The organism is Streptomyces sp. NPDC127106 (assembly GCF_042677605.1).
Lineage (GTDB): Bacteria > Actinomycetota > Actinomycetes > Streptomycetales > Streptomycetaceae > Streptomyces.
On the sequence record NZ_JBHXTC010000013.1, the window covers coordinates 72838 to 93254 of the forward strand.

Below are 20417 nucleotides of genomic sequence, written 5' to 3' on the forward strand. Positions count from 1 at the left end.
TCCCGTGCACGAAGAACCCGGCGCGACACCGATTCTGGTCCATGTCATCGGGCGAGGGAGACAGCGAAGGGCTCGAAGCCGTGTCGGCGCAGGATGTGGGGTACGACCAGGATCATGGCCTCGGTCGCGCGGGCTGTGGTGATGTCGCCGAGGTCCTCGATCCATGCGGGCTGCCAGCCCAGGTCGCCGAGCAGCCCGGCGACGGTCGTCTTCGCGTGTTCGTCGTTGCCCGAGACATAGACGGTCGGTGAGGTGGCCAGGGTTTCGGGAGCGGTCATGACCATGAACAGCATGGTGTTGAGGGTCTTGACCACATGGGTGTCGGGGAGGGCGGCCTGGAGCTGTTCGGCGAGGCTGCTGCCGGGATAGCACAGGTCGCCGGGCAGGCCGTCACCGGCGTCGCGGGTGGCGTTGGAGACGTCGATCAGGATCTTGCCGGCGAGTTCGGTTCGCAGGCTGGCCAGGCGGTCAAGGGCGCTGTCGCCGGGCGTCGCGTTGATCACGATGTCGGCGGTGCGGGCGGTGGTGCGCTGGTCGGCGAAGGAGACGCGGGTGCCTGTGCCTTCGGCAGCCGCTGTGGTCTTTTCCGTCGGGCTCCGGCGGCCGAGGATGACGTGGTGTCCGGCCTCGGAGAGCTTGCTGGCGAGGGTGGTGCCGACGCGGCCGGCGCCCAGGATGCCGATGGTGGCCATGCGGTGATGCTCCTTGCGGTATCGGGTGGGGAAGAGCGGAGACGTCCGGTCAGGCGATCGGCGAGAGGACCTTGAGGGCGGTGGCGTGGATGCCGGGGGCGGCGGCCAGGAAGTCGCGGCTGCCGGCGTTCCAGGGATCGCCCGCCAGGTCGGTGACGGTGCCTCCGGCCTCGGAGACCAGCAGGGCGCCGGCGACCAGTCCGGAGCGGACGTCGGAGAACTGCCAGAACGCGTCCATGCGTCCGGCGGCGACGTGGATGAGCTGCATCGTGGCGGGGACGGACACCCGCACGACCAGGCCGTTGACGAGCATGGCGGTGACGGAGTCACCGATCCGCCGGAAGGTGCGCTCGTCTTCGCCGGGCTTGGCCTGGCCGGTGCCGATGAGCGCGGCGCCCAGGTCGGTCTTGGCGGACACCTTCAGGGGGCGGTCGTTGAGGCGGGCACCGCCGCCGGCGACGGCGGTGTAGGTGTCGCCGGTCAGCGGCAGGTGGACGACGGTGAGTACCGGCTGGTTGTCGCGGACCAGGGTGGCGGTGACGGCCCAGTCCTCCATGCCGTGGACGTGGTTGATGTTGCCCTCGGCGGGGTCGACGACCCACCACTCCCCGGGCGGGAGCGCGCCGCCGGCCAGCTCGTCCTCGGCCCACTGCGACCCTTGCCGGGCCCGCAGCAGCGGCTCCCGCAGCACGGCCAGGACCGCGTCGTCGTTGGCGTGGATCTCCTCGACAACCTCGTCCAAAGTCACGCCTCGGGCGTGCGAGGTGTAGCGGTCGCGCAGCGTGACGCCGGCGGCCTTCACCGCGGCGGTCACGTCGTACAGGAGCGTCGCGTCGGCGTCGAAAGGCATGGCTGTGCTCATGGCTGGCTCCCTGGGTTCGGTCGACGCGGGGCGGCTCGTCCGCGCCCGCACTTCGAAGCTAGGCCCCCCGGCGGTTAACAACAAGTGCATGCTTTTCACTCGTAGAGTTACTCTCATGCAACTGGATTTGAACCTGCTCACCGCACTGGACGCTCTGCTGGAAGAGGGCAGTGTCGCCGGCGCCGCAGCACGCCTCCACGTCACCGCACCGGCGATGAGCCGCTCCCTGGGCCGCATCCGCAAGGCCACCGGCGACCAGATCCTGGTCCGCACCGGCCGGACCATGGTCCCCACCACCCGCGCATTGGCCATGCGCGCCCAGGTCCACGCCCTCGTCCAGCAGGCCCACCACCTTCTGTCCGCGCAGCAGGAACTCGACCTGGCGGCTCTGGAGCGGGTCTTCACCGTGCGCTGGCACGACGCCCTGACCGCCGCTTGCGGCACCGCACTGATCTCCGCCGTCCACCGCCAGGCCCCCGGCGTCCAGCTGCGCCTGCCCGCCGAACCCGGCACGGACACCCCCGAGCTGCGCCGAGGCGAGGTCGACCTCGAATCAAGCTCCAGCGCTCCGACGCTCCCCGACATCCGCCACCGCCTCGTCGGCAGGGACCGGCTGGTCGTTGCCGTCCGCCCAGGCCACCCGCTCACCGAAGGCCCGCTGAGTCTCGAGCGCTACGCGGCCGTCGAACATCTCACCGTCTCGCGGCGCGGAAGCCTGCGCGACCCGATCGATGACGCCTTGACCACGCGCGGCCTCGAACGACGCGTCGTCGCCGTCGGGCCCACCGCCGCCTTCGCTCTGCAACTCGCGCTCGGCACCGACCTGGTCGTCACCCTTCCGGACGCGGTCACCCGCACGGCCCGGGAACGACTCGGCCTGGTCACGCTGCCGCCGCCACTCGAGTTGCCCGACGTCCCCCTCTACCTGCTGTGGCACCAGCGCTACGACGACGACCGCGCCCACACCTGGCTGCGAGACCTGGCCACCGAAACCGTCCAGGCACTGTTCGCACCACCGACCGCCTCTCAACAGCCCCTCACCCACCGGACCGGGCAGTGACGGATGCGCCCGGGGAAAGGCCCGCGGCAGCTGGCTCCCGTACTCGTGAGCACCGTCTGTTCGCCCGAGCCTGCGACGCCCCATGTCATGTCAAAACGACGTCGCTGCTCGCGTACAGAGCCCACAGGTCGTCCAAGGGCTCACGGGGACCAGCAGACGGGGTCATTCCGTGGGGTCGGCCCGCAGGGCCCTACTTGGATTCGACCCGTCCGACCGGGTTGGGGCCGTGCGTCAACGCGTCGCGGGCCGCCTGCCAGGCGGAGTCCCCGGGGTAGAGCTCGCTGCGCAGGTAAGCCCAAGCGAGCGTGGCGAGGGCGGCGACCCGCTCGGGGTTCTCGTCCGTGGTTTCGGCGACGTCGTATCCGGAGACCCCTCCGAGCCCGTGCTCCGCGTCGAACAGGGTGAGCAGGGACTTGGGGCCCGGGGAGAGGACGTAGGGGTCGGTGTGCCAGTCCGGGCCGCTGACCGTGAGGAAGGCGGAGTCGTCCTTGTCTCCGGCGACCACGAGCGCGGGCGTCGTCATCGTGGAGAAGTCGGTGGTCAGGAAGAAGGAGTAGTTCTCGACGGTGAACTCGGTGAGGGCGTCGCCGCCCCGGCCGGGCGCGGCGAGCAGGACGCCCGCCTTGATCCGGGGATCGGCCAGGTTCACCGTCGTTCCGTCGTGGGGATCGGCGAGTCGGGCGCCGAGCAGCAGGCTCGCGGTGTGTCCGCCCATGGAGTGCCCGGCGACGGCGACCCGGTGCCGGTCGAGGCGGCCGGCGAGCTGCGGGACGGCATCCTCGATCACGTCGAGCTGGTCGAGGATGCGCTTCATGTCCTCGGCCCGGGTGCGCCAGTGTGCGACGGCCCCGGGGGTGTCGGGCTCCAGGCTCAGCGTCCTGGAGTCCAGGTGGGTGGGCTGGATCACGACGAAGCCGCGTGCGGCCCAGAAGTTCGCGAGCGGGGCGTAGCCGTTGAGCGAGGAAAGGTTGTGGGAGAAGCCGAGACCGTGCGAGAGCAGAATGAGCGGCAGGTCGCTCCCGGTCACCGGCGCGGAGATGCGCACCTGGAGGTCCACGGCGCGGCCGGGAGACGGCAGCACCACCGGGCTGACCGAAAGGACAGGGGTCGGCGAGTGGAGGGTGTCGGCTGTGTCAGCAGATTCGCGCATGAGGAGCATGCCCTTCGATGACCCCCGCCGCCGTCTATGGGCGGCGGCGGGTATGGCGGAGTGGCCGCAGTCAGCTAACCTGAAAGCGGATCGTTGTTCCATTTAAGAATATGGAACGCTGATCCGTTTCGTCAACGGTCGCAGGAAGGAGAGCGTGGTGCCCACAGCAGGCCCGGCCAGAGGAGCGTCCGCCCGCAGCAAGCGAGCAGACGCGGTGCGCAACCAGCAGACGCTGCTCGACGCCGCCGCGGAGGTGTTCGTGACCTCGGGGATCGACGCACCGATCCGCCAGATCGCCGCCCGGGCGGGTGTCGGGCTGGGGACGCTCTACCGCCACTTCCCCACCCGCGCGGACCTGGTCACCGCCGTCTATCACCACCAGATCGAGGCCTGCGCCGAAGCCGGCCCGAAGCTGCTGGCCGATGCCCCCTCCCCGTTCGACGCGCTGCGCCAGTGGGTCGACCTCTTCACGGACTTCCTGGTTACCAAGCACGGACTCGCCGACGCCCTCCAGTCCGACAGCGACCGCTTCGCCACGCTGCACACCCACTTCCTCGACCGGCTGATGCCCGTCTGTGCCCAGCTGCTCGACGCTGCCGTCGCCGCCGGCGAGATCAGGCCCGGCATTCGGCCCTACGAACTCATGCGCGGCATCGGAAACCTCTGCATCGGACGCGAAAGTGACCCCCGCTACGACCCTCGAAGGCTGATCGAACTGCTCCTTCAGGGGTTGCGGCTCTCCTGAGCGGTCCTTTGCGCGAGCAAGATCCATCACGGTCCGCCGGACCCCGCCGATTGGTGGCCGCCACCGGGAGCGGCCGTCGGGACCTTCTCGCCTTGCTGCTCGTTTCAGGGTCAGCCTGATCGGAACGACTGTGTCGCGGTCGCTGTCCCGGGGCAGGGACGACGACCGCGACACGGGGTTGGTTCAGCCGGCGTCGAGCTGGCCGGGGTCGAAGGTTTCGTCGTCCAGCAGGCCGGAGGCGGCGCCGTCGAGCATCGTCTGCATCTCGGTGGAGCGGGGCAGCATGTTCTTCTCGTAGGCGCGGATGGCCTCAGCGATCGTGTCGTGGCCTGCGATGGCGAGGGCGAGTTCGCTGGCGTCGAGCATCGCGAGGTTGACTCCGACGCCGAGCGGGGGCATGAGGTGGGCGGCGTCGCCGAGCAGGGTGACGGTGGGGTCGGACTCCCAGGTGTGGGGGACGGGCAGGGCGTGGAGGGGGCGGTCGAGGTAGGGGCCGTCGTTGTCGGTGATCAGTCGGCGCAGGCTGGGGGCCCAGCCGCGGAAGCGGTCCAGGAGCAGGGTGCGGATGCCGTCGGTGTCCTGGCTGTTCAGGCCGACCTGGGCCAGCCAGTCGGCGGGGACGGACTGGATGATGTAGACGCGGATGTGGCCGCCGCTGTTGCGCTGGGCGAACAGGCAGCGCTCGCCGTCGGCTGCCATGGCGCTGCCGTGGCCGACGAGTTCGGCGATCTCGGGGTGCTGGTTGTCGACGTCGTGGAACCAGGCTTCGAGGTAGTTGATGCCGATGTACGTGGGGGTGGCCGGGGAGAGGACGGGGCGGACCTTGGACCAGGCGCCGTCGGCGCCGATGACGAGGTCGGCCTCGATGACGGTGCCATCGGCGAAGTGGAGCCGGCGGGGGCCGTCGGCGGGTCCTTCGACGCTCTGCAGGGCGTGGCCCCAGCGGACGGTGCCCGGTTCGAGCGAGTTCAGCAGCAGGTCGCGCAGCTGGCCGCGGTCGATCTCGGGAGCGGAGAACTGGTCCTCGGTGGGGCGCTGGTGGAAGCGGATCGCGGCGTCGGCCGTGTGGAACTGCCGCATCTCCTGGCCTTCGGGGCGGGCGAGGCGGGTGAACTCCTCCACCAGCCCGGCCTCCTTCAGTGCGATCTGGCCGTTGTCCTCGTGCAGGTCGAGGGTGCCGCCCTGGTTGCGGTCGTCGGGGCCGGAGGCGAGGTCGTAGACGGCCGCCCGGATGCCGTGCCGCTGGAGGATGCGCGCGCAGGTCAGACCGCCGGGGCCGGCGCCGATGATGGCGATGCGGGGCGTGGGCGTGATGGACATGGTGGTGCTCCGATCTTGTGGTCCGGCAGGGGCCGGGGCGCTTGCTGGCAGGGGGTAGGGATCAGGCGGCCGTGTCGGTTGCGGTGGCGGTGGTCTCGTCCGGGTCGGCGGCGGGCGCAGGCCCGGCGGCCTTGAGCGGCACGTCGATGACGAAGAGCGAGGCGAGGGCGGCGGTGAGGAAGATGTGGCTGGTGCCGGTGGCCACGGCTGGAAGGAGGCGGTCGCTGCTGCCGGGGGCTTGGCCCTGGAGGGCGCGGGTGCATAGGGAGCCGAAGACGGCGACGCCGAGGGATCCGCCCAGGGTGCGGCAGAAGTTGATGGAGCTGCCGGCGGCGCCCATGTCGCGCAGCGAGACGCTGTTCTGGAAGATGGTGCCCGCCATCTGGCAACAGGCCCGCCCCGAACGTGACCGCGCCGGCGGCGAGGATGCGGCCATCGCGAGCAGGAAGTTGCGATGGCCTGTGAACACCGTCATGGGCAGCAGCTGCTCCGTGGCCCGCTTCTCCACGACGACGAACAGCACGAGAGCGGCGACGGCCGCGGCGCCGAGGGCGAGGATCTGCCAGGAGCCCGAGGCGTAGGTGGTGCCCGCCCGACTCACGGCCCGCACCAGCGCGCTGATGGCGATCGTGAACAGGGCGATGCCCAGCCAGTCGAGCACCACCTTGAGGCGTGGCGTGGGCGCGTGCAGCATCAGCGCGAGCCACACCAGGGTGACCAGGCCGATCGGCAGGTTGATGTAGAGGGCCCGGCGCCAGTCCAGGTGGCCGGTGACGAACCCGCCGAACAGCGGGCCGCCGACGGTGCCGATCGCATGACGGCCGCGCTCACCCCCTGGTACCTGCCGCGCTCGCGCGGCGGGACGAGGGAGCCGATCAGGGCGAAGGCGCCCGCGCCGATGCCGCCGGCGCCGATGGCCTGCACGACCGGGAAGGCGATGAGCTGGGTCATCGACTGCGAGGCGCCGCAGAGGGCGGAGCCGGCGACGAAGACGGCGATCGAGGCGAGGTAGGCGGATTTGCGGGCGGCGAGGTCGCCGAGCTTTCCCCGGACCGGGGTGATCACGGCGGTGACCAGGGTGGAGGCGGTGACGACCCAGGAGATGTGCTCCAGCCCGCCCACCGGCATCGCGAGCATGACGCCGAGCAGGCGTCGGGGCGGTTGCGGACATGGCTGATCACTGCTTTCGGGCAGGGAAGGGGGAAGAAGCGCGGCCGGCCTCCGGCGACCGCGAACCCAGAAAAGCACACCGAACCAATAAGTGCAACGACTCAACTTTTTGACTCGGGCCACAAGTGGTGTAGATTGCCTATATGCACGCTGAGAGTGAGACCGCCCCCGCGCCGGTGGGGCGCCGCGAGCGCAAGAAGGCGGCCACCCGCCAGTCCATCGCCGACGCCGCCCTGCGCCTGTTCCTGGAACGCGGCTACGACGACGTCAGCATCCGCGAGATCGCGGACGCCGCCGACGTGTCCACCACCACGCTCTTCAAGCACTTCACCGGCAAGGAAGCCCTCGTCTTCGACCGCCAGGACGAGATGAGGACCCGCCTCATCGACGCCGTACGCGAACGCCCCGACGGCCGGTCCGTCCCGGCCGCCCTTCGCGAGCACGCCCTGCAGTACCGCCTGCACGGCCCTCACGACGAGCCCGGTGCCGCGGCGTTCGTCGCACTGGTCAACAGCACCCCCGCCCTGCTCGAATACCAGCAGGCCGCCTGGATGGACTACACGGCCGACCTGGCGGTGGTCATCGCCGAGGAAAGCGGCCTCACCGCCGACGACCCCGCCTGCACCGCCCTGGCCCACTTCGCCCTCGAAGCGCCTCACGCCGTCCGCGGACACACCGACAGCGCCGAAGCCATCCGCCGCGCCTTCGACCTGCTCGACAGGGGCTGGCAGAACATCGCCCCGAAGGCGTAGCGCCTCCCGTAGGTGTGGTGCCGCGCTCCGTGAACTCCCGGCTGAGTGGCGATCGGACACCCCTACCTCATCGGCCTGGGGGGCCGCCGGCGAGACGACGGTGTCGACCCAGCCCGGCACCTGCTCGGCGGCGTCCGGGTCCCCCGGGTACTGCTCGCACACCACCGACACCGGGAGTACCGTTTCGGCCTTCGATGAGCCACTCGGCCACGGCCCTCAGCTGAGCGGCGGTGACGGCGGTCGCGTCGCCCTCGGGACCGAGCCGGACCACGTCCAGGATCCCGGTCCATGACGTGGCGCCGGGCTCCAGGACGGCGACGAAGGAGTACGGCCAGCCCGGGATGAACTGCGACGCGGACCTCGCCCCTGTCTGATGAGCACGGCGCGTCCGAACGCAGCCACGGCGACACATCGACCGCCAGCACCAGGCGCCCGCTCTCGAACCGGGGCAGCGGCAGCTCGGCCAGCTCCGTCCGCAACCGCTCGATGTCGATCCGGCCCCGGTTGAGGGCTCCGTACAACGCTCCGTGCCCACGACGGTGCTCGGGCACCAGCGTCAGGTCCACCGGCGAGACCACAGGCCCCTCGACGCACGGCAGCGCGTCGGTCAGTTAGAACAGTTCATCACGCCGGGCGGTCAGGTCGGAGCACATGATCAGACGAAGGCCGCCCCCACGTCCGACGAATCCGCGGGCGAGCGAACCCGTTTGAGACACCGTTCGAGATCGTGGCACCATGTACGGCATGACGACCAACCGAAAGGTCCATGCCGCGTAGACGGCCAGGACACATCCGGGCCAGCATCCCGGACCGGCACCAGTCGCAACGCTCAAGGCCGGCCATCGACCGCCTCTCCCCGGGAGCGCTCTCCGAGCTCGTTCGCCTCGAACGCACGCGGAACTACCTCCAGCCAGGCGATATCAGCGCGGCATTGCGCCTGTGGAAGGACTACGTCCATCGCCCCGAGCGCGAACTCTGGCACGACGACGAGTTCGTCAACGTGCACTGGTACTGCTGCGGCAACCCTCTCGAAGGCCGTGCCCTACTCGACGGCGTGATCCGAGCAATGTCGCATCGCGGAGCCCGCGAGCTCCGCAAGATCATCGAAGAGCTCGACGCATTCATGGGCCCGCCCGACCCAGCAGCTGCCCACCGAAGATGAAGAACAAGCTGAGGAGGCCCCGGGGATGGTGCTCAGGCCGCCGGTTGAGCCGCTGCTGGCGCAGGCTGCGGAGTCGGTGCCGGGCCCGGCTGCGGTGCGGGCGCGGGTGGCGTACGAGCAGAAGCTGGACGGGCACCGGGCGCTGCTGCGGCACGGTGCTGGTACAGACCCGTAGCGGGGCGCTGGTCCAGGACCGGTGGTCGGACCTGGTGGCGGCCGCCGAGGAGCAATTGCCGCACGACCTGGTCCTGGACGGCGAACTGGTCGTGTGGGCCGCGGAGGCGGGGCGGTTGTTGTCGTTCGAGGCGTTGCAGCGCCGGGCCGCCGCCCGCGCCCGCGGTGCCCCGGCCCTGGTGCTGGCCGGGGCAGGGGGCGCCACGCACCGATTCCGCCTCGATGACCCATGGCTGGCCCTGGCCGACGACGCGGCCGGCGAGGACTCGTTGTCCGGCTGGTCCACCGACGAAGCCGCCGACGCGCTGGCCGAGCTGGCGGCCGGGGAGTCCGGGCGTCGCCGCGCCGGCTGACCGCGCCGGGTGCGGAGGCGTTGGCGGTGCTGGGGGAGGTGCGGGTGATCGACCGGTTCCGCTCGGGGTCGGGCGGTCTGCGGGTGACGCTCGGGTGGCCGACCTGCGGGGCGCCGTCGCGGAGGGGCCGGCGGGCGGGGTGGTCCGGCACGGGGTGGCGTACGCCGGCCCGGGTCAGGCGTGCGTGTGCAGGCGGCACGACTGCGGCGGAGTCGTCCCCGTGTCCTGGTGCGGTGAGCACGGGAGCGCGGCCCGGCCGGTGAGGGAGTGGCATCCCGACGCTGGCGTCGGTCACGGGCCGCCCGGGGCTTCCCGGCGAGACCGGGCGACCGGTGACCGATGGCCGGTCACCTGTTCGGTCAGGAGTTGCACGGGCCGGTCACGGGCCTGACGTGCCGTTTGACCGATCGGGGGAGCGGATCGGTCACGCAGGTCTGCGGCCGACCGGCCATCGGTCACGGCCCAGGTGGGTGGGCAAGCCCCGCCGACCGAAGGGCTTGCCCAGCGTCCGGGCCGCAGGACGGGACAGGTCCCGAAGTCCCGGGCGCACCGTCCGGGACGCGGCGGCCCGGAGCCGGCCGACGCCTCTTCGCGGCCGTAGAGGTTGTCGGGGACGCCGGTGGCGGCCGAGGCGACGGCCTGGGCCGAGCTTGCTGCGGGCGAGGACGAGGATGGTCAGCGCGGTGGCGGCGCCGCCGGTGGGGAGCGCGGCGAGAACATCGGGGTGGGCGGCGAGGGCTGCGGCGAGCGCGGTTCCGGCCGCCTGCCCGGTGCCGACCGACAGGATCAGCCAGGCGTACGCCTCGGTGGTGCGGGAAGTGGAGGCGAGAGCGTCCACGGTGTGGAAGCCGTTGGTGATGATCAAGGTGAAGAAAAGCCCAGGGATCGCCGTGAGGGCGAAGGCGGTGCGGGGTCCGGGCTGGGCCAGCAGGGGCGCCCAGCCGAGGAGAAACAGGGCGCTGGTGGTGATGAGCTGGGATTTGGTCGTGCCGGGCCACGCCCGGCGGGCGTAGATCAGACTGCCCAGGAAGCTGCCGGTGGAGAACACGGCAGGAAGCAGTCCGCAGAGCATTGCCTGCCCGTTGGTGCCGGCCATGCTCGCGGCCCACACGTTCATCGCTCCGAACGCGAACCCCGTTCCCGCCAGCGCGGTGAACAGCAGGACCAGGCCGGCGCTCATCAGCCGTCCTCTTTCGGTCACCCCGGCGGCAGGACACCAGGCCTGCGACGGTGCGGCGGTCAGGACGACCGCCGTGCCCACGAGCCCGAGGGCGGCGGTCGCGGCCAAGGCGGTGTCGGGCCCGTGCGTGGTCGCCAGCCCCGAGGCGAGCAGCGGGCCAGCGATGTAGAGGAGTCCCTGCGAGCCGGTGTCGAGGGCTTGGACGACTCGGCGCCGCCCGAAGTCAGGCAGGACCGTCGGCCAAAGCGCCCGAAGCCCTGCCTCCAGCGGCGGTGTGACCAGACCCGCGAGCCCGACCACCGCGGTCACCGCCGCGGGGTGCTCGCCCGCCCGGATCAAGGGGAGCGATGCCAGGCAGCCGGCGTTGAGGAGCACGGCCGGTGCCGACACACGGGTTTGACCGTAGCGGTCCATCAGCCTGCCTTTGACCGGCTGGGACAGCCCGGACGCCAGCCCGTAGAGGGCCGCCAGCATTCCGGCGAAGGTCAGCGACCCCCCGCCTCCGGTGATCCACAGAACGAGCCCCACGGGAACCATGGAGTTGGGAAGGCGCCCGATCAGGGTGCCGCCGAGCAGGCGGACAACGTGTCGGCTGCCCAGCACGGCGCCGTATGGGGCGAGCCGCGGGGCTGTGGTCGGGTGTTCGGCCAGGGTCAACAGGGCAGGGCTTTCCATCAGGGGGAGTGCGGGGCGGGGGCAGGGCCTGGACCAGGGGGCCATCGTCGCCGCGTGGACGCGGTCGTGGCCGAAGGTGCTGCGGCCAGGGCGTGGTGCCAATGGCCGGTGAGCGGGGCGCAGTACGGGGGCGTGATACGGCGGCAGGACCGCGACGGCTTCCTCCAGATGCCGACAGGTCTGGGCGAGGTCTTGGACAGGGTGGTTGGCTTGCACAGAGAACAACCGCGGGCGGACGGCGATCTCACGGCAGGCACGGGCGTTCAGCGTGGTTGCCCGGATGACGCAGGTGTCGAGGAACCCGGAGCCGGGAGCGTAACCCGGAGCGGACCAGCCACCGCGGAACTTGTGATCTTCCGACAAGACTGCGGGAACGGCCGCAGGTGTGGCGGGAAGGCGATGTCGGCGCGAGCCGCACGCGCATCGTGTGGCGCACGGAAGACGACCGCTCGGCGCGGACGGGGTCACCTCCCACGCAACGTGTCCTGGAGTGGGCGAACGACGCCCTGCTGGAGGTCGGCCAGCCTCCTTCGGCCAGGACACGCAGGATGGCCTCGCCCGGACCGGCGCGGTGGGCGCATCCGCCGGCCGGCTTTTCGTCGCGCCGGCCGTACGACAATCAGTCAGCCTTCGACCGCCCCGGATTCACCCCGGTAACCAGGGTTGCGGAAACGGACGGCGGCCTGGGTGGCGTCCATCGGGTGGAGCGCACCGACCCGCCCGAGGGCCTCCGAGGCGAAGGTCTCCGTGCACGGCTCGCCGGCCTCCGGGCCCGGCAGGGCGGTGACCGGGACGACGAGTTCGCCGGCTCCGCACCGCGGATGCCCGAGCTGCTCGTCGACGTCGCCGAGCGGACCGTCGCCGACGACCCTGACGAGCCTGAGCAGCCCACTCCGTGGACCCCTCCATCAGGATCAGCGGAAGGTACGGGTGCTCACCGAGCGAGGGCGGACCTGCGCAGCGCAGGCGCGGCGCCCTGGTACGCGACGAGCCTCGGCGAGCACCGGGCCCGGCAGATCCTGCGGGAGCGTCCGGTGACGGCGACGGTGCGCGAGTGCAGCCGGCTCGGGGCGTACGCGTCCCGCGAGGAGTAGGACTCGATCGCCGCGCGGAGGCAGCAGCCCTTCCGGCGCGCCCAGCCCCACGCGTCAGGCCGTACCGCTGGCAGGAGCCGCCCGGCCCGCTTCCTGAGAGCTGCCTCGGTCAGCCGTCGCACAGGGGGAGCCGGGTCCGCCTCGAACGGCAGCCGACCCGCCTCCGGGTCCCGGACCGGCAGCTCCCCGTGGGGGAAGGGGGTGCGCGCGGTCTCGTCACGCGTCCCCTCGCGCGCGCCGCGGCCGGCGCTGGCGGGGTCGGGCGGGGCCGGGCGGCGCATGGCGGGGCCGGGCAGGGCGGGGGCGTAACCCGGGCGTCCAACAGGCCGGCGCGGGTGGCGATGACGGCGGTTTGGAAGCGGCTCTGGGTGTGATGGCCTTCCGGTGCCGACCAGCCTCCCGCCGGGCACGAGACCGGCACGCGTACGACCTTCTGCCGCAGGGCGGCCAGGGCCGGCGGTCGGTGTCGCCGTGCCCGCACCGCGGTGGGACTCCGCAGCCGGGACCGCTGACGTCGGCCCGGCTCCTCTGCCGAGGCCAGGGGACGAGAACCGGGCGCGGCACGGGGATGCCGGTGACACGACGAGGGGCGCCGCGCCTATGCGTCCAGCTTCGGCAGCCGCTCGCCGGGGGCGGCCGGACGGCCCTCGGCCAGCCAGAACACGTAGTCGCGCAGGTACTCCCCGAGGCCGTGGCCCAGGTGAGCGGCGTAGGCCCGCGCGCCGGCCGCAGCGTCGCGGAGCTCCGCGCGTTCGGACGTCGCCCATTCGCCCCACCCCACGCGCATGGCCCACTCCCGGGCCTTGCCGCGCTCGCGCCACCAGTCCCGGACCAGCTCGGGGGTCCAGAAGGAGTCGCCGTCGCCGCCGTACGCCCCGAACGGGTCGCATTCCGCGGCGCAGGTCAGCTCGTGGACCTCGACGTCCCGGACCGGCTGACGGTAGACGAACTCGGAGCAGTACTCGTCCTCGTACGCGACCTGGTGCGGCGCGCACTGACGTCCGGTGAAGCAGTTGTCGGTGTTGGCCGTGTAGAAGGGGCCCGGGACGTTCCGCCAGTCCCGCCGCTCCCACCCGTCGGGCGCAGGGCTGGACCAGTCGTGCCTCACCAGGTCGCCCCGCCACAGCGGATGGGGCTCCCCTACCAGGGCGCGGACGGTCGGTATCGGGTCCCAGTAGGTCATGGTCCGCAGCATGCCAGACAGCCGGACACGGCGGCCATCGGTCCAGGACCGATTCCCGGGCCCGGTGGCCGCCGCCGCGCTGCTGTCGGCGAGGAGCCGGGTGATCATGGGGTCATGTATGACTGGTGGGAGGTGCGGCCCGAAGGTGAGAGGCCGCGGTGGACCGTGGATCCGTGGGTGGGCGTGGGGCCGCTGCGTTTCGGTATGCCGCGGCGCGGTCGAGCTCGGCGGCCGGGAACGGCGTCCGCTTGCTCTCCGTCAGCAGCCGGCGGTGGAAGCCGTCCAGGACGACGGCGGCCCGGGCATGCCGTTCGATGATCGCCGCGATCTCCGGCCGGACACCGTCGGGCCTTCGACCGGCGATCCACTCCTGCAGGAACACGTCCGCTTCCGTACCGCCCCGCACGCGGTCGACGACGTGGTGGTGGAGCAGGTGGCTCGCGGTGTAGTGGCGGTCGTACGCGAGATGGTCCGAGAGGAACCGTTCCTCGCCCGCCGACAGCTCGAAGCCTGAGCTCAGGGCCAGTCCGAAGTCCGCGAAGTAGATCTGCCGGCCGTCGGTCAGGAGGTTGCGGAAGTGGGCGTCGAAGTGCACGAGCCCGCGAGAGCGCATGAACGCGGCACCCCGCGCCAAGGCATCCTCGGCCCACGAGTAGGAAGAGCCGTCCCCGACCGGCGCCGCTGCCCCGCGGTGCTCGACCAGCCACGTACCGAGTGTCTGCGGCACGTGCTCCAGGAAGAGCACCAGGCTGTGGGAGGACCGGCCGATGGCCTCCAGCCGCGCGCGTACGGCCTGGGAGCCGTCCCAGTGGGCGACCGCCCCGGCGATGCCCCCGAACCCGTCCACGACGCCCTCGGGAGGGGAGTCGGGCAGCACCCGCCAGTGGTACATCAGGGGAAAGCCCTCGTACTCCCTCCCCAGGACCCAGTGGGTGGTCATGGTGTGGACGGCCAGCTCCCGCCAGGCACCGAAACCGGCCGAGCCCACTCCGTACTGGTAGAACATCGGCAGAGCGAAGAGGTTCGCCGTGGACCGGACGTTCTCCGGCCGGATCTCGACGTCCGTCAACGGCACCCTCTTGACGAAGACGCGTGTCCCGTCGATGTCCAGTTCCGCGGACCTGCCGCCGATGCCGGACCCGACCGGAGGAGCGGACGCCACCACGCCGGCGAGTCGCCGGTCGCTCAGCAGGGACAAGCGGGTGGCCACCGCCCCGTAGGCGGCGAGACGCGCGGCGTACGGGGAGGCGGGGTGGCGCATCGGGACGCGGCTCCTCGGTGCCCCGAACCAGGGCTTCGACGATCACATGAACGCACTCGACTCTATCCGCCAAGGCCGGCCGTGCCACCCTTCACCGTGGCGGTCTCCGGCGAGTGACCGACCGTCCGGGGCAGCGGGTGCGAAGTCGCCGCCCGGGGAGCCGAGCCGTTCCCGCGTGTGCCCCGAAAAACCGGTGGAACGGCGCGGCCGTGCGGGCTTAGCGTGCTGCCTGAACGTGTCGTCGAGCCGAAGGCAGGCCCTTGTACACCCTGTGAGACCCCCGAAGAGCTGATCGGTCGCGCGTCGCGCATCTGCGCGCCGTGCTGCTTCCTGCTGCGGATTTCTCACTGAAACCGGTGTACACCTGTGCTCAACACCTGGGTGGTCGCTCCCACCTGCCTGCCCCTCGTCCGCCGTCGTTGCCATGCGTGCGCGTCCCGCCACTTCCGGGCGAGCGGCAAGTTCCGCGTCAACGCGAACCACAAGGCGCTCGACGCCTGGCTCCTCGTCCTCTGCACCGGGTGCGGGGACACGGCGAAGCTCACGGTCTTCGAGCGGGCGAACGTCCGCTCCGTACGACCGGAGCTGCTGGACCGGCTGCACGAAAACGACCACGGTCTGGCCGCCGAGTTGCTCCAGGACCCGGTCCTGCAGCGTCGCAACCGCATCGCCCTCGACTGGGACGGCGCCTGGCGCCTCGACACCGGCGGCTCGAACCACCTGCACCGCGAGGTGATCGACGTCTCGGTCCGCTTCGCGGCCCGGATACCGGTCCGGCCGGTACGGCTCATCGCCGAGGGTTGCGGTCTCGCACGGGCCGAGGTCGAGCGCCTGATCGCGGAGGGAAGTCTCGTCTCGGCAGTCCGGCTGGACGCCAGGCTCTCCGGCGACTTCACCTTCACGCTCAAGCGCTGATTCGCGTCAATTCCCCCTTCCGCGGCCTGAACTGACAGGACGCGGAAGGGGAATGTCCGACCCGCGGGATAGGGTGCGCGCGCAGCTCCTCCAGCAGCTCCACGACATGGCTGCCCTGTGGCGCGATCACCCTCCCCACCCCGCCGACCACGCCCACGACGGACACCAGGCAGACCCGACGGTCCCGGGTACCCAGTCGTGAGGCGGCAGTCGGTCCTTCCATGCGGCGTGGGAGCGGATAGTGCCCTCGTTGCCGCAGGTGGAGGGGCGCGGTCGCCCGTGGCGTGATCACCGGCAGGTGGGCAACGAGGTGCTGTGGCGGTTGCGGACTGCGGCTCCGTGGCGCGATCTGCCTGAGCGGTGCGGGCCGTGGCAGACGGTCTACGAGCGGTTCGCCCGCTGGCAGGCGGACGGCACGTGGGCGAGGCTTTTGGAGCACGTCCGGATCCGTGACGACGCGGTGGGCCGGGTGGAGTGGACCGTCGCCGCGTGCTGGTGGGTCCGGTTGCGGGGCCGCAGACGGGGACGGACTGGAAGATCCGGGCCGCTCGCAGACGCGCCAGGCCCTCGGCCGATCCCGAGGCGGACTGACCACCAAGGTCCACCTCGCCGTCGACGGCCGAGGCTTGCCGCTGTCGATCGTTTTGAGCCCGGCAACGTCAACGACGCCACTGCGTTCGTCCAGGTCCTTGACGCGATCCGCGTTCCACGCGCGGTCACCGGTCGCCCGCGTACGACGCCGGAGCGGGTGCTGGGTGACAAGGCCTCCTCGAGCAGGGCGATCCGCCATTCGCGTCGCCGGGGCATCGCCACCACGAGCCCCGAGTGCCGCGACCACGTGGCCAACCGCCGACGCCGAGGGGGCCGCGGCGGGCGGCCGCGCGCCTTCGACGAACAGCTCTACCACGACCTGTCCGGCGGGGACGGCACCGGCGGCACCTCCGACGCCGCCCTGGAGCACGGCGCGGCCTCGGCCGCCGCGGTGAACATCCCTCGCCCCCCGGTCAAGGCGCAGCGCAACAACCTGGACGCCCAGATCCTCGCCGTCCTTGCCGCTGGAGCCATGCGGACCCGGGACATCAAGTCCGCGCTCGGCGCCGGAACCCCTGGCGGCCCGAAAGACGGGTCCGTCGACAACGCCCTGTCGGCCCTCTTCGAGGCCGGAAAGGTGATCAAGCCGAGCCACGGCCCGTGGGCGCTCCTGGGCTGGACTCCGGAACTGCGGGTGGATGCCGAACCTGAGGGCTGGCTCTTGGTCGGGTGGCTGGATGGGTACGAGGGCTGGGACGGGGCGGTCTGGGTGGGTGGGGTCTCTCCTGGGCGGGGACAGGTGGTGTGGGGGCGGGCTCAGGCTTCGATGGCGAGGTGTTCGATGAGGTCGTCGCGCAGCGTGAACCGATAGCGGAGATCGATGGTGCCGCCGGGGAAGTTGCCTTCGAGATGGTGTGTGGCGATGTAGTGGGCCGTGTCGGTCTCCTGAGCGTTCGTGAGGTGGATGGTGTAGGTGAATTCGGTGGCGGATCGGTCCAGCCACTGCTCAATCGCGGCGCTTCCCCGGTAGGTGTTGCCGTCGTCGATCACTGTGGCGTCATCGGTGAACGTCGTGACCGCGGTGGCGGTGTCGTGGGCGCGGTGCGCTGTGAGGTAGCGGGTGATCACCTTGGGCAGGTCGTCCGGGGTGATGGTCCGGGGCTGGTCGTCGTGCATGACGCTCCTGATAGTGGTGGCGGGTTCAGACGGTGGGGGTGGTGCCGCCGTCGATGACGTGCTCGGCGCCGACGATGGACGAGGCGCGGTCGGAAACGAGGAAGGCGACGAGCTCGGCAACTTCCTCGGGCTGGTTGGGACGGCCGAGCGGGATACCTCCCAGGGAGTCCATGAGCCGGCCCAGCGCCGCTTCCTGGGTGATACCGGCGTCCTGGGCGATCCGGGCGACGAGGTTGTCGGCGGCCGAGGTCTGGACGAAGCCGGGTGAGACGGTGTTGACGCGGACGCCGTGGGGGGCGACCTCGTTGGCCAGTCCTTTGCTGTAGGTCGTCAGGGCGGCTTTGGCGGCGGCGTAGGCCAGGGTGCCGTTCCACAGCGGCATGCGGCGCTGGATCGAGGTGACGTGCACGATCGCGCCCCTGCCTTTGGCGAGCATGTGCGGTAGGAGTGCCCGGTCCAGGCGGACGGCGGCCAGCAGGTTCGTGTTCAGCTCCTTTGCCCAGTCGTCCTCGCCGAGCGCGGCGAATCCTCCTGCCGGTGCCTCGGAGCCGCCGAGGGTGTTGACCAGGATGTCGACACCTCCCACGCGGGCGTCCACCTCGGAGGCGACGTGGGCGGCGCCTCCGGCGGTGGACAGGTCGGCGGCGATGAAGGTCTTCTCCTCGACGTCGTCGGGGCGGCTGCGGGCGGTGACCAGCACGGTCGCACCGGCCTGGGCCAGGCGTCGGGCGATGGCGGCTCCGGTGCCCTTGGTGCCGCCGGTGACCAGAGCGCGTCGGCCTTCGAGTGATTCGCTGATGGATGTGGTCACGTTGTGCTCCGTTCCCGGGTGCGGGTAGACGAGGCGCCGCTCCCGTCCCAACTGCTAAAATAGAAGCTACTAACTTCGATTTTAGCAGTAACTGAGGGGATGGTCGCCGTGGCAAGCCGGATCAGGCTGGAGGACCGGGAGTGCCCGCTGTCCACGACGGTGGAACACGTCGGCGAGTGGTGGACACTGCTGATCCTCCACGACGCCTTCGACGGCTACACCCGCTTCGACCAGTTCCAGGAGAGCCTGGGCATCTCCTCCAGCATGCTTACCACCCGGCTGAAGACCCTGGTTGCGGACGGTCTGCTGGAGCGTCGGCCCTACCAGACCAGCCCTGTCCGGCACGAGTACGTCCTGACCGAACTCGGGCGCTCCCTGCGCCCGGTGATCGTCGCCCTGGCCGCGTGGGGCAACTCCCGCCTCACGCCGACGGAGCGCAGCATGATCCTCGTCGACGCGCACAGCGGTGAGGAAGTCGAGCCCGTGGTCGTCGACGCCAAAACCGGCCGCCGACTTGACGACAGCGCCGCCTACGTCTTCACCGCGGGCCCCGCAGCCAGCGACGCGATGCGCAGCCGCTACGCGGCACGGCCAGCCATTCCCACGGAAGAGACGAAATAGGCCCGGAAGATTCTCGTGCAGCCTTGAGTAGGGCCGCGAGCACGGGCTGCACCTGACCAGCCTCGCGGCCCCGGCTTGTCGCCAGCGTGATACCTGCCAACCCTCCCCAGTCGTGAGAACTGGATCAAATGACGCGAGGGCAAACCAGTCGTTTCCAAGAACCCCCATCAGGGGTCGGTCTCGGCAGTCTGCTCCAGCAGAGCTCGTGCGGACTCCGCGAAGCGCAGGGCCGTCTTCTCGTGAAGCCCGAACCGTACGTGGACAACCAGCCCGCGCCCACCGGAAGCAGTAGCCCGCCCGTCCCCGTGCTTCTCCTGGTGGCCGCCATTGCCGTCGCGGCCGCGCAGAACGAGGCATGGGCGAGTGCCCTGGGAACTGCGATCACCCCGTACTCCGTCCTCGCCACCAGCAACCAGGACCGGAGGAACTGAGCATGGCCCGCACGAAGCCGTCCCCCGCCCATCTTGCCCTGGTCCAAATCATTGAAGAGGTGGGATGCACAGTCACCACGACGCAGTTGGAACGCTGGCAACAGCACGGTTGGCTCCCTAAGACCTCCGCCTGGTGCGAGCCCGGCTCCATCGCGCTCCGGCGCGACATCCTCACCCGAGCCCTGTGGCTGGCGAGCACTGCGCGGGCCGGCCGCAGTATCGGGTGGCTCGGATGGGTCTTCTGGGCGATGGACGAGACCCCGGACACCGCCGAGCGGCTACGGACGGCCCTGGTCGAGACCCTCAAACGACCGTTGGCCCGGGCGGGGATCGAGCAGATCCCCACCGGGAACTCCGACAAGGCGTTTCAGGCCCGACAGGATGCCGCCGCCAAGATGCTGGAGAACCGCCGCTTCCCCCGGCGCGACCTGGACGAAACCCTGCGCGCCCACGCCGCCGAGGTCGGGCTGGAACTGCCCCGATCCTCGGCGCCTTCCCTCCCGAACATCTTCCACCGGGCCCTGATGGACCCCGGTGCCCGGCTGCTACTCGGCGGCGCCGCCGACGTCGGGACCGAGGATCAGCTGGACGCTCTGGAGCAGGCCATGCCAGACCACCCCGAGGCGATCGAGCACCTTCGCGAAGCACTCCGGCGGTCCGAACTCGCCGGAACCGACCTGCTCGCGCAGTCCCCCCTGGCCCAGGGCATCACCGGCATGGTGCGCACCATCGAGACGGCCGACGACCGGGCCCTTTGCCATGCCGTGCGCACCTGCACGAAGGCGAGCGGCGTCCTTGCGGTGCTCATGCGACGCGCGCCGGACCAGCCGGAGATCCTCGCCCAGCTGACGGGAGACGTGATGTGGGAGCAGTGGGCCCGCGTCGGCGGCATCTTGCCGGAAAGTCCCGCCGTCGTCGCCGCGGCCGCAGTTGCCATAAACACGTTCCAGTACCTGGCGATGCCCGACTGGGCCGCGGACCTGGACCGCTACCTGTCCTTCATGAACGCCCTGCTCGAAGCCCCGAAGTCCGTGGAGGAAGCGGAGGAGTGAAAGACCAGACCCCGGTACCTGTCTCTGAGGAGCTTGGCGAGCGTCAG

Annotated in this window: 22 protein-coding genes and 2 pseudogenes; 12 read left to right on the plus strand and 12 right to left on the minus strand. The window is 71.1% G+C overall.

The annotated features are described in order from the left end of the window. Positions 1-44: 44 nt before the first annotated feature. The gene (locus ACFVGY_RS14540; RefSeq protein ID WP_385676337.1) at positions 45-830 is read right to left on the minus strand and encodes an NADPH-dependent F420 reductase; all 786 of its coding nucleotides are present in this window, start codon (positions 828-830) and stop codon (positions 45-47) included. After that, positions 742-1554, minus strand: a complete 813-nt coding sequence (locus ACFVGY_RS14545; protein ID WP_385676161.1) for an inositol monophosphatase family protein — start codon at positions 1552-1554, stop codon at positions 742-744. The genes ACFVGY_RS14540 and ACFVGY_RS14545 overlap by 89 nt, the downstream gene beginning before the upstream one ends. A 115-nt stretch (positions 1555-1669) precedes the next feature. On the opposite strand from ACFVGY_RS14545, the gene ACFVGY_RS14550 reads away from it, so the two are divergent. Further along, positions 1670-2614, plus strand: coding sequence for a LysR family transcriptional regulator (locus tag ACFVGY_RS14550; RefSeq protein ID WP_385676164.1), 945 nt, complete (start codon positions 1670-1672; stop codon positions 2612-2614). 190 nt (positions 2615-2804) lie between these two features. Here ACFVGY_RS14550 and ACFVGY_RS14555 read toward each other — a convergent pair whose 3' ends face one another. Beyond that, a complete protein-coding gene (locus ACFVGY_RS14555; protein ID WP_385676167.1) occupies positions 2805-3764 on the minus strand; it encodes an alpha/beta hydrolase family protein in 960 nt (319 codons plus the stop codon). Positions 3765-3921: 157 nt separating this feature from the next. Here ACFVGY_RS14555 and ACFVGY_RS14560 point away from each other — a divergent pair, with 157 nt between their 5' ends. Next, positions 3922-4509, plus strand: coding sequence for a TetR/AcrR family transcriptional regulator (locus tag ACFVGY_RS14560; protein ID WP_385676170.1), 588 nt, complete (start codon positions 3922-3924; stop codon positions 4507-4509). Between the two features lie 183 nt (positions 4510-4692). Here the strand turns inward: ACFVGY_RS14560 and ACFVGY_RS14565 are convergent, their stop codons facing one another. The 3 genes from ACFVGY_RS14565 to ACFVGY_RS14575 all read right to left on the minus strand — a co-directional run bounded on the left by ACFVGY_RS14565 (position 4693) and on the right by ACFVGY_RS14575 (position 6966). Next, on the minus strand, positions 4693-5829 hold the full coding sequence (locus tag ACFVGY_RS14565) for an FAD-dependent oxidoreductase (RefSeq protein WP_385676173.1): 1137 nt from the start codon (positions 5827-5829) through the stop codon (positions 4693-4695). A 61-nt stretch (positions 5830-5890) separates the two neighbouring features. After that, complete coding sequence (locus ACFVGY_RS14570) at positions 5891-6523, minus strand: hypothetical protein (RefSeq protein ID WP_385676175.1); 633 nt, start codon at positions 6521-6523, stop codon at positions 5891-5893. Beyond that, entirely contained in the window at positions 6523-6966 is a 444-nt protein-coding gene (locus ACFVGY_RS14575; RefSeq protein ID WP_385676178.1) for an MFS transporter, read from the minus strand. The genes ACFVGY_RS14570 and ACFVGY_RS14575 overlap by 1 nt, the downstream gene beginning before the upstream one ends. Before the next feature lie 176 nt (positions 6967-7142). On the opposite strand from ACFVGY_RS14575, the gene ACFVGY_RS14580 reads away from it, so the two are divergent. Further along, entirely contained in the window at positions 7143-7751 is a 609-nt protein-coding gene (locus ACFVGY_RS14580) for a TetR/AcrR family transcriptional regulator (protein WP_385676181.1), read from the plus strand. Positions 7752-7923: 172 nt separating this feature from the next. On the opposite strand, the pseudogene ACFVGY_RS14585 reads toward ACFVGY_RS14580, so the two are convergent. Next, a pseudogene (locus ACFVGY_RS14585) lies at positions 7924-8404 on the minus strand (transposase); the annotation flags it as partial. A 278-nt stretch (positions 8405-8682) separates the two neighbouring features. On the opposite strand from ACFVGY_RS14585, the gene ACFVGY_RS14590 reads away from it, so the two are divergent. Genes ACFVGY_RS14590 through ACFVGY_RS14600 form a run of 3 tightly spaced genes read left to right on the plus strand, consistent with a single transcriptional unit; the run spans position 8683 to position 9440 of the window. Continuing rightward, the gene (locus ACFVGY_RS14590; RefSeq protein ID WP_385676184.1) at positions 8683-8913 is read left to right on the plus strand and encodes a hypothetical protein; all 231 of its coding nucleotides are present in this window, start codon (positions 8683-8685) and stop codon (positions 8911-8913) included. Positions 8914-8938: 25 nt separating this feature from the next. After that, a complete protein-coding gene (locus tag ACFVGY_RS14595) occupies positions 8939-9088 on the plus strand; it encodes a hypothetical protein (RefSeq protein WP_385676187.1) in 150 nt (49 codons plus the stop codon). After that, complete coding sequence (locus ACFVGY_RS14600) at positions 9069-9440, plus strand: hypothetical protein (protein ID WP_385676190.1); 372 nt, start codon at positions 9069-9071, stop codon at positions 9438-9440. The genes ACFVGY_RS14595 and ACFVGY_RS14600 overlap by 20 nt, the downstream gene beginning before the upstream one ends. A 424-nt stretch (positions 9441-9864) precedes the next feature. Here ACFVGY_RS14600 and ACFVGY_RS14605 read toward each other — a convergent pair whose 3' ends face one another. Continuing rightward, the gene (locus tag ACFVGY_RS14605; protein WP_385676192.1) at positions 9865-11295 is read right to left on the minus strand and encodes an MFS transporter; all 1431 of its coding nucleotides are present in this window, start codon (positions 11293-11295) and stop codon (positions 9865-9867) included. A 701-nt stretch (positions 11296-11996) separates the two neighbouring features. On the opposite strand from ACFVGY_RS14605, the gene ACFVGY_RS14610 reads away from it, so the two are divergent. Next, positions 11997-12389: a hypothetical protein gene (locus ACFVGY_RS14610; protein WP_385676195.1), complete on the plus strand. Its 393-nt coding sequence runs from the start codon at positions 11997-11999 to the stop codon at positions 12387-12389. 598 nt (positions 12390-12987) lie between these two features. On the opposite strand, the gene ACFVGY_RS14615 is transcribed toward ACFVGY_RS14610, so the two are convergent. Together ACFVGY_RS14615 and ACFVGY_RS14620 are read right to left on the minus strand one after the other, a co-directional pair. Continuing rightward, complete coding sequence (locus ACFVGY_RS14615) at positions 12988-13680, minus strand: ferredoxin (RefSeq protein WP_385676198.1); 693 nt, start codon at positions 13678-13680, stop codon at positions 12988-12990. Positions 13681-13684: 4 nt separating this feature from the next. After that, positions 13685-14833 (minus strand): protein kinase family protein, encoded by a 1149-nt coding sequence (locus tag ACFVGY_RS14620; RefSeq protein WP_385676201.1) that lies wholly within the window; start codon positions 14831-14833, stop codon positions 13685-13687. A 366-nt stretch (positions 14834-15199) separates the two neighbouring features. Between ACFVGY_RS14620 and ACFVGY_RS14625 the strand changes: the two genes are divergently transcribed. Both ACFVGY_RS14625 and ACFVGY_RS14630 read left to right on the plus strand, forming a co-directional pair. After that, positions 15200-15748: a DUF1062 domain-containing protein gene (locus ACFVGY_RS14625; protein WP_385676204.1), complete on the plus strand. Its 549-nt coding sequence runs from the start codon at positions 15200-15202 to the stop codon at positions 15746-15748. 220 nt (positions 15749-15968) lie between these two features. Further along, positions 15969-16652 (plus strand): annotated as a pseudogene (locus ACFVGY_RS14630) (IS5 family transposase); the annotation flags it as partial. A gap of 443 nt (positions 16653-17095) precedes the next feature. Here ACFVGY_RS14630 and ACFVGY_RS14635 read toward each other — a convergent pair. Beyond that, positions 17096-17455, minus strand: coding sequence for a nuclear transport factor 2 family protein (locus ACFVGY_RS14635; RefSeq protein WP_385676207.1), 360 nt, complete (start codon positions 17453-17455; stop codon positions 17096-17098). 25 nt (positions 17456-17480) lie between these two features. Then, a complete protein-coding gene (locus ACFVGY_RS14640) occupies positions 17481-18266 on the minus strand; it encodes an SDR family oxidoreductase (RefSeq protein WP_385676210.1) in 786 nt (261 codons plus the stop codon). 99 nt (positions 18267-18365) lie between these two features. On the opposite strand from ACFVGY_RS14640, the gene ACFVGY_RS14645 reads away from it, so the two are divergent. The 3 genes from ACFVGY_RS14645 (at position 18366) to ACFVGY_RS14655 (ending at position 20370) form a co-directional block, all read left to right on the plus strand. Next, on the plus strand, positions 18366-18887 hold the full coding sequence (locus tag ACFVGY_RS14645; protein ID WP_385676213.1) for a winged helix-turn-helix transcriptional regulator: 522 nt from the start codon (positions 18366-18368) through the stop codon (positions 18885-18887). A 239-nt stretch (positions 18888-19126) separates the two neighbouring features. Continuing rightward, a complete protein-coding gene (locus tag ACFVGY_RS14650) occupies positions 19127-19318 on the plus strand; it encodes a hypothetical protein (RefSeq protein WP_385676216.1) in 192 nt (63 codons plus the stop codon). Positions 19319-19320: 2 nt separating this feature from the next. After that, a complete protein-coding gene (locus tag ACFVGY_RS14655; protein ID WP_385676219.1) occupies positions 19321-20370 on the plus strand; it encodes a hypothetical protein in 1050 nt (349 codons plus the stop codon). The last annotated feature ends 47 nt before the right edge of the window (positions 20371-20417 follow it).

Coding starts and splice junctions, on each gene's coding strand:
- ACFVGY_RS14555 (WP_385676167.1), bottom strand. CDS start 3,764: ATGCGCGAATCTGCTGACACAGCCGACACCCTCCACTCGCCGACCCCT.
- ACFVGY_RS14645 (WP_385676213.1), top strand. CDS start 18,366: ATGGTCGCCGTGGCAAGCCGGATCAGGCTGGAGGACCGGGAGTGCCCG.
- ACFVGY_RS14605 (WP_385676192.1), bottom strand. CDS start 11,295: ATGGAAAGCCCTGCCCTGTTGACCCTGGCCGAACACCCGACCACAGCC.
- ACFVGY_RS14635 (WP_385676207.1), bottom strand. CDS start 17,455: ATGCACGACGACCAGCCCCGGACCATCACCCCGGACGACCTGCCCAAG.
- ACFVGY_RS14575 (WP_385676178.1), bottom strand. CDS start 6,966: ATGCTCGCGATGCCGGTGGGCGGGCTGGAGCACATCTCCTGGGTCGTC.
- ACFVGY_RS14550 (WP_385676164.1), top strand. CDS start 1,670: ATGCAACTGGATTTGAACCTGCTCACCGCACTGGACGCTCTGCTGGAA.
- ACFVGY_RS14620 (WP_385676201.1), bottom strand. CDS start 14,833: ATGCGCCACCCCGCCTCCCCGTACGCCGCGCGTCTCGCCGCCTACGGG.
- ACFVGY_RS14545 (WP_385676161.1), bottom strand. CDS start 1,554: ATGAGCACAGCCATGCCTTTCGACGCCGACGCGACGCTCCTGTACGAC.
- ACFVGY_RS14655 (WP_385676219.1), top strand. CDS start 19,321: ATGGCCCGCACGAAGCCGTCCCCCGCCCATCTTGCCCTGGTCCAAATC.
- ACFVGY_RS14595 (WP_385676187.1), top strand. CDS start 8,939: ATGGTGCTCAGGCCGCCGGTTGAGCCGCTGCTGGCGCAGGCTGCGGAG.
- ACFVGY_RS14570 (WP_385676175.1), bottom strand. CDS start 6,523: ATGCTGCACGCGCCCACGCCACGCCTCAAGGTGGTGCTCGACTGGCTG.
- ACFVGY_RS14580 (WP_385676181.1), top strand. CDS start 7,143: ATGCACGCTGAGAGTGAGACCGCCCCCGCGCCGGTGGGGCGCCGCGAG.
- ACFVGY_RS14565 (WP_385676173.1), bottom strand. CDS start 5,829: ATGTCCATCACGCCCACGCCCCGCATCGCCATCATCGGCGCCGGCCCC.
- ACFVGY_RS14615 (WP_385676198.1), bottom strand. CDS start 13,680: ATGATCACCCGGCTCCTCGCCGACAGCAGCGCGGCGGCGGCCACCGGG.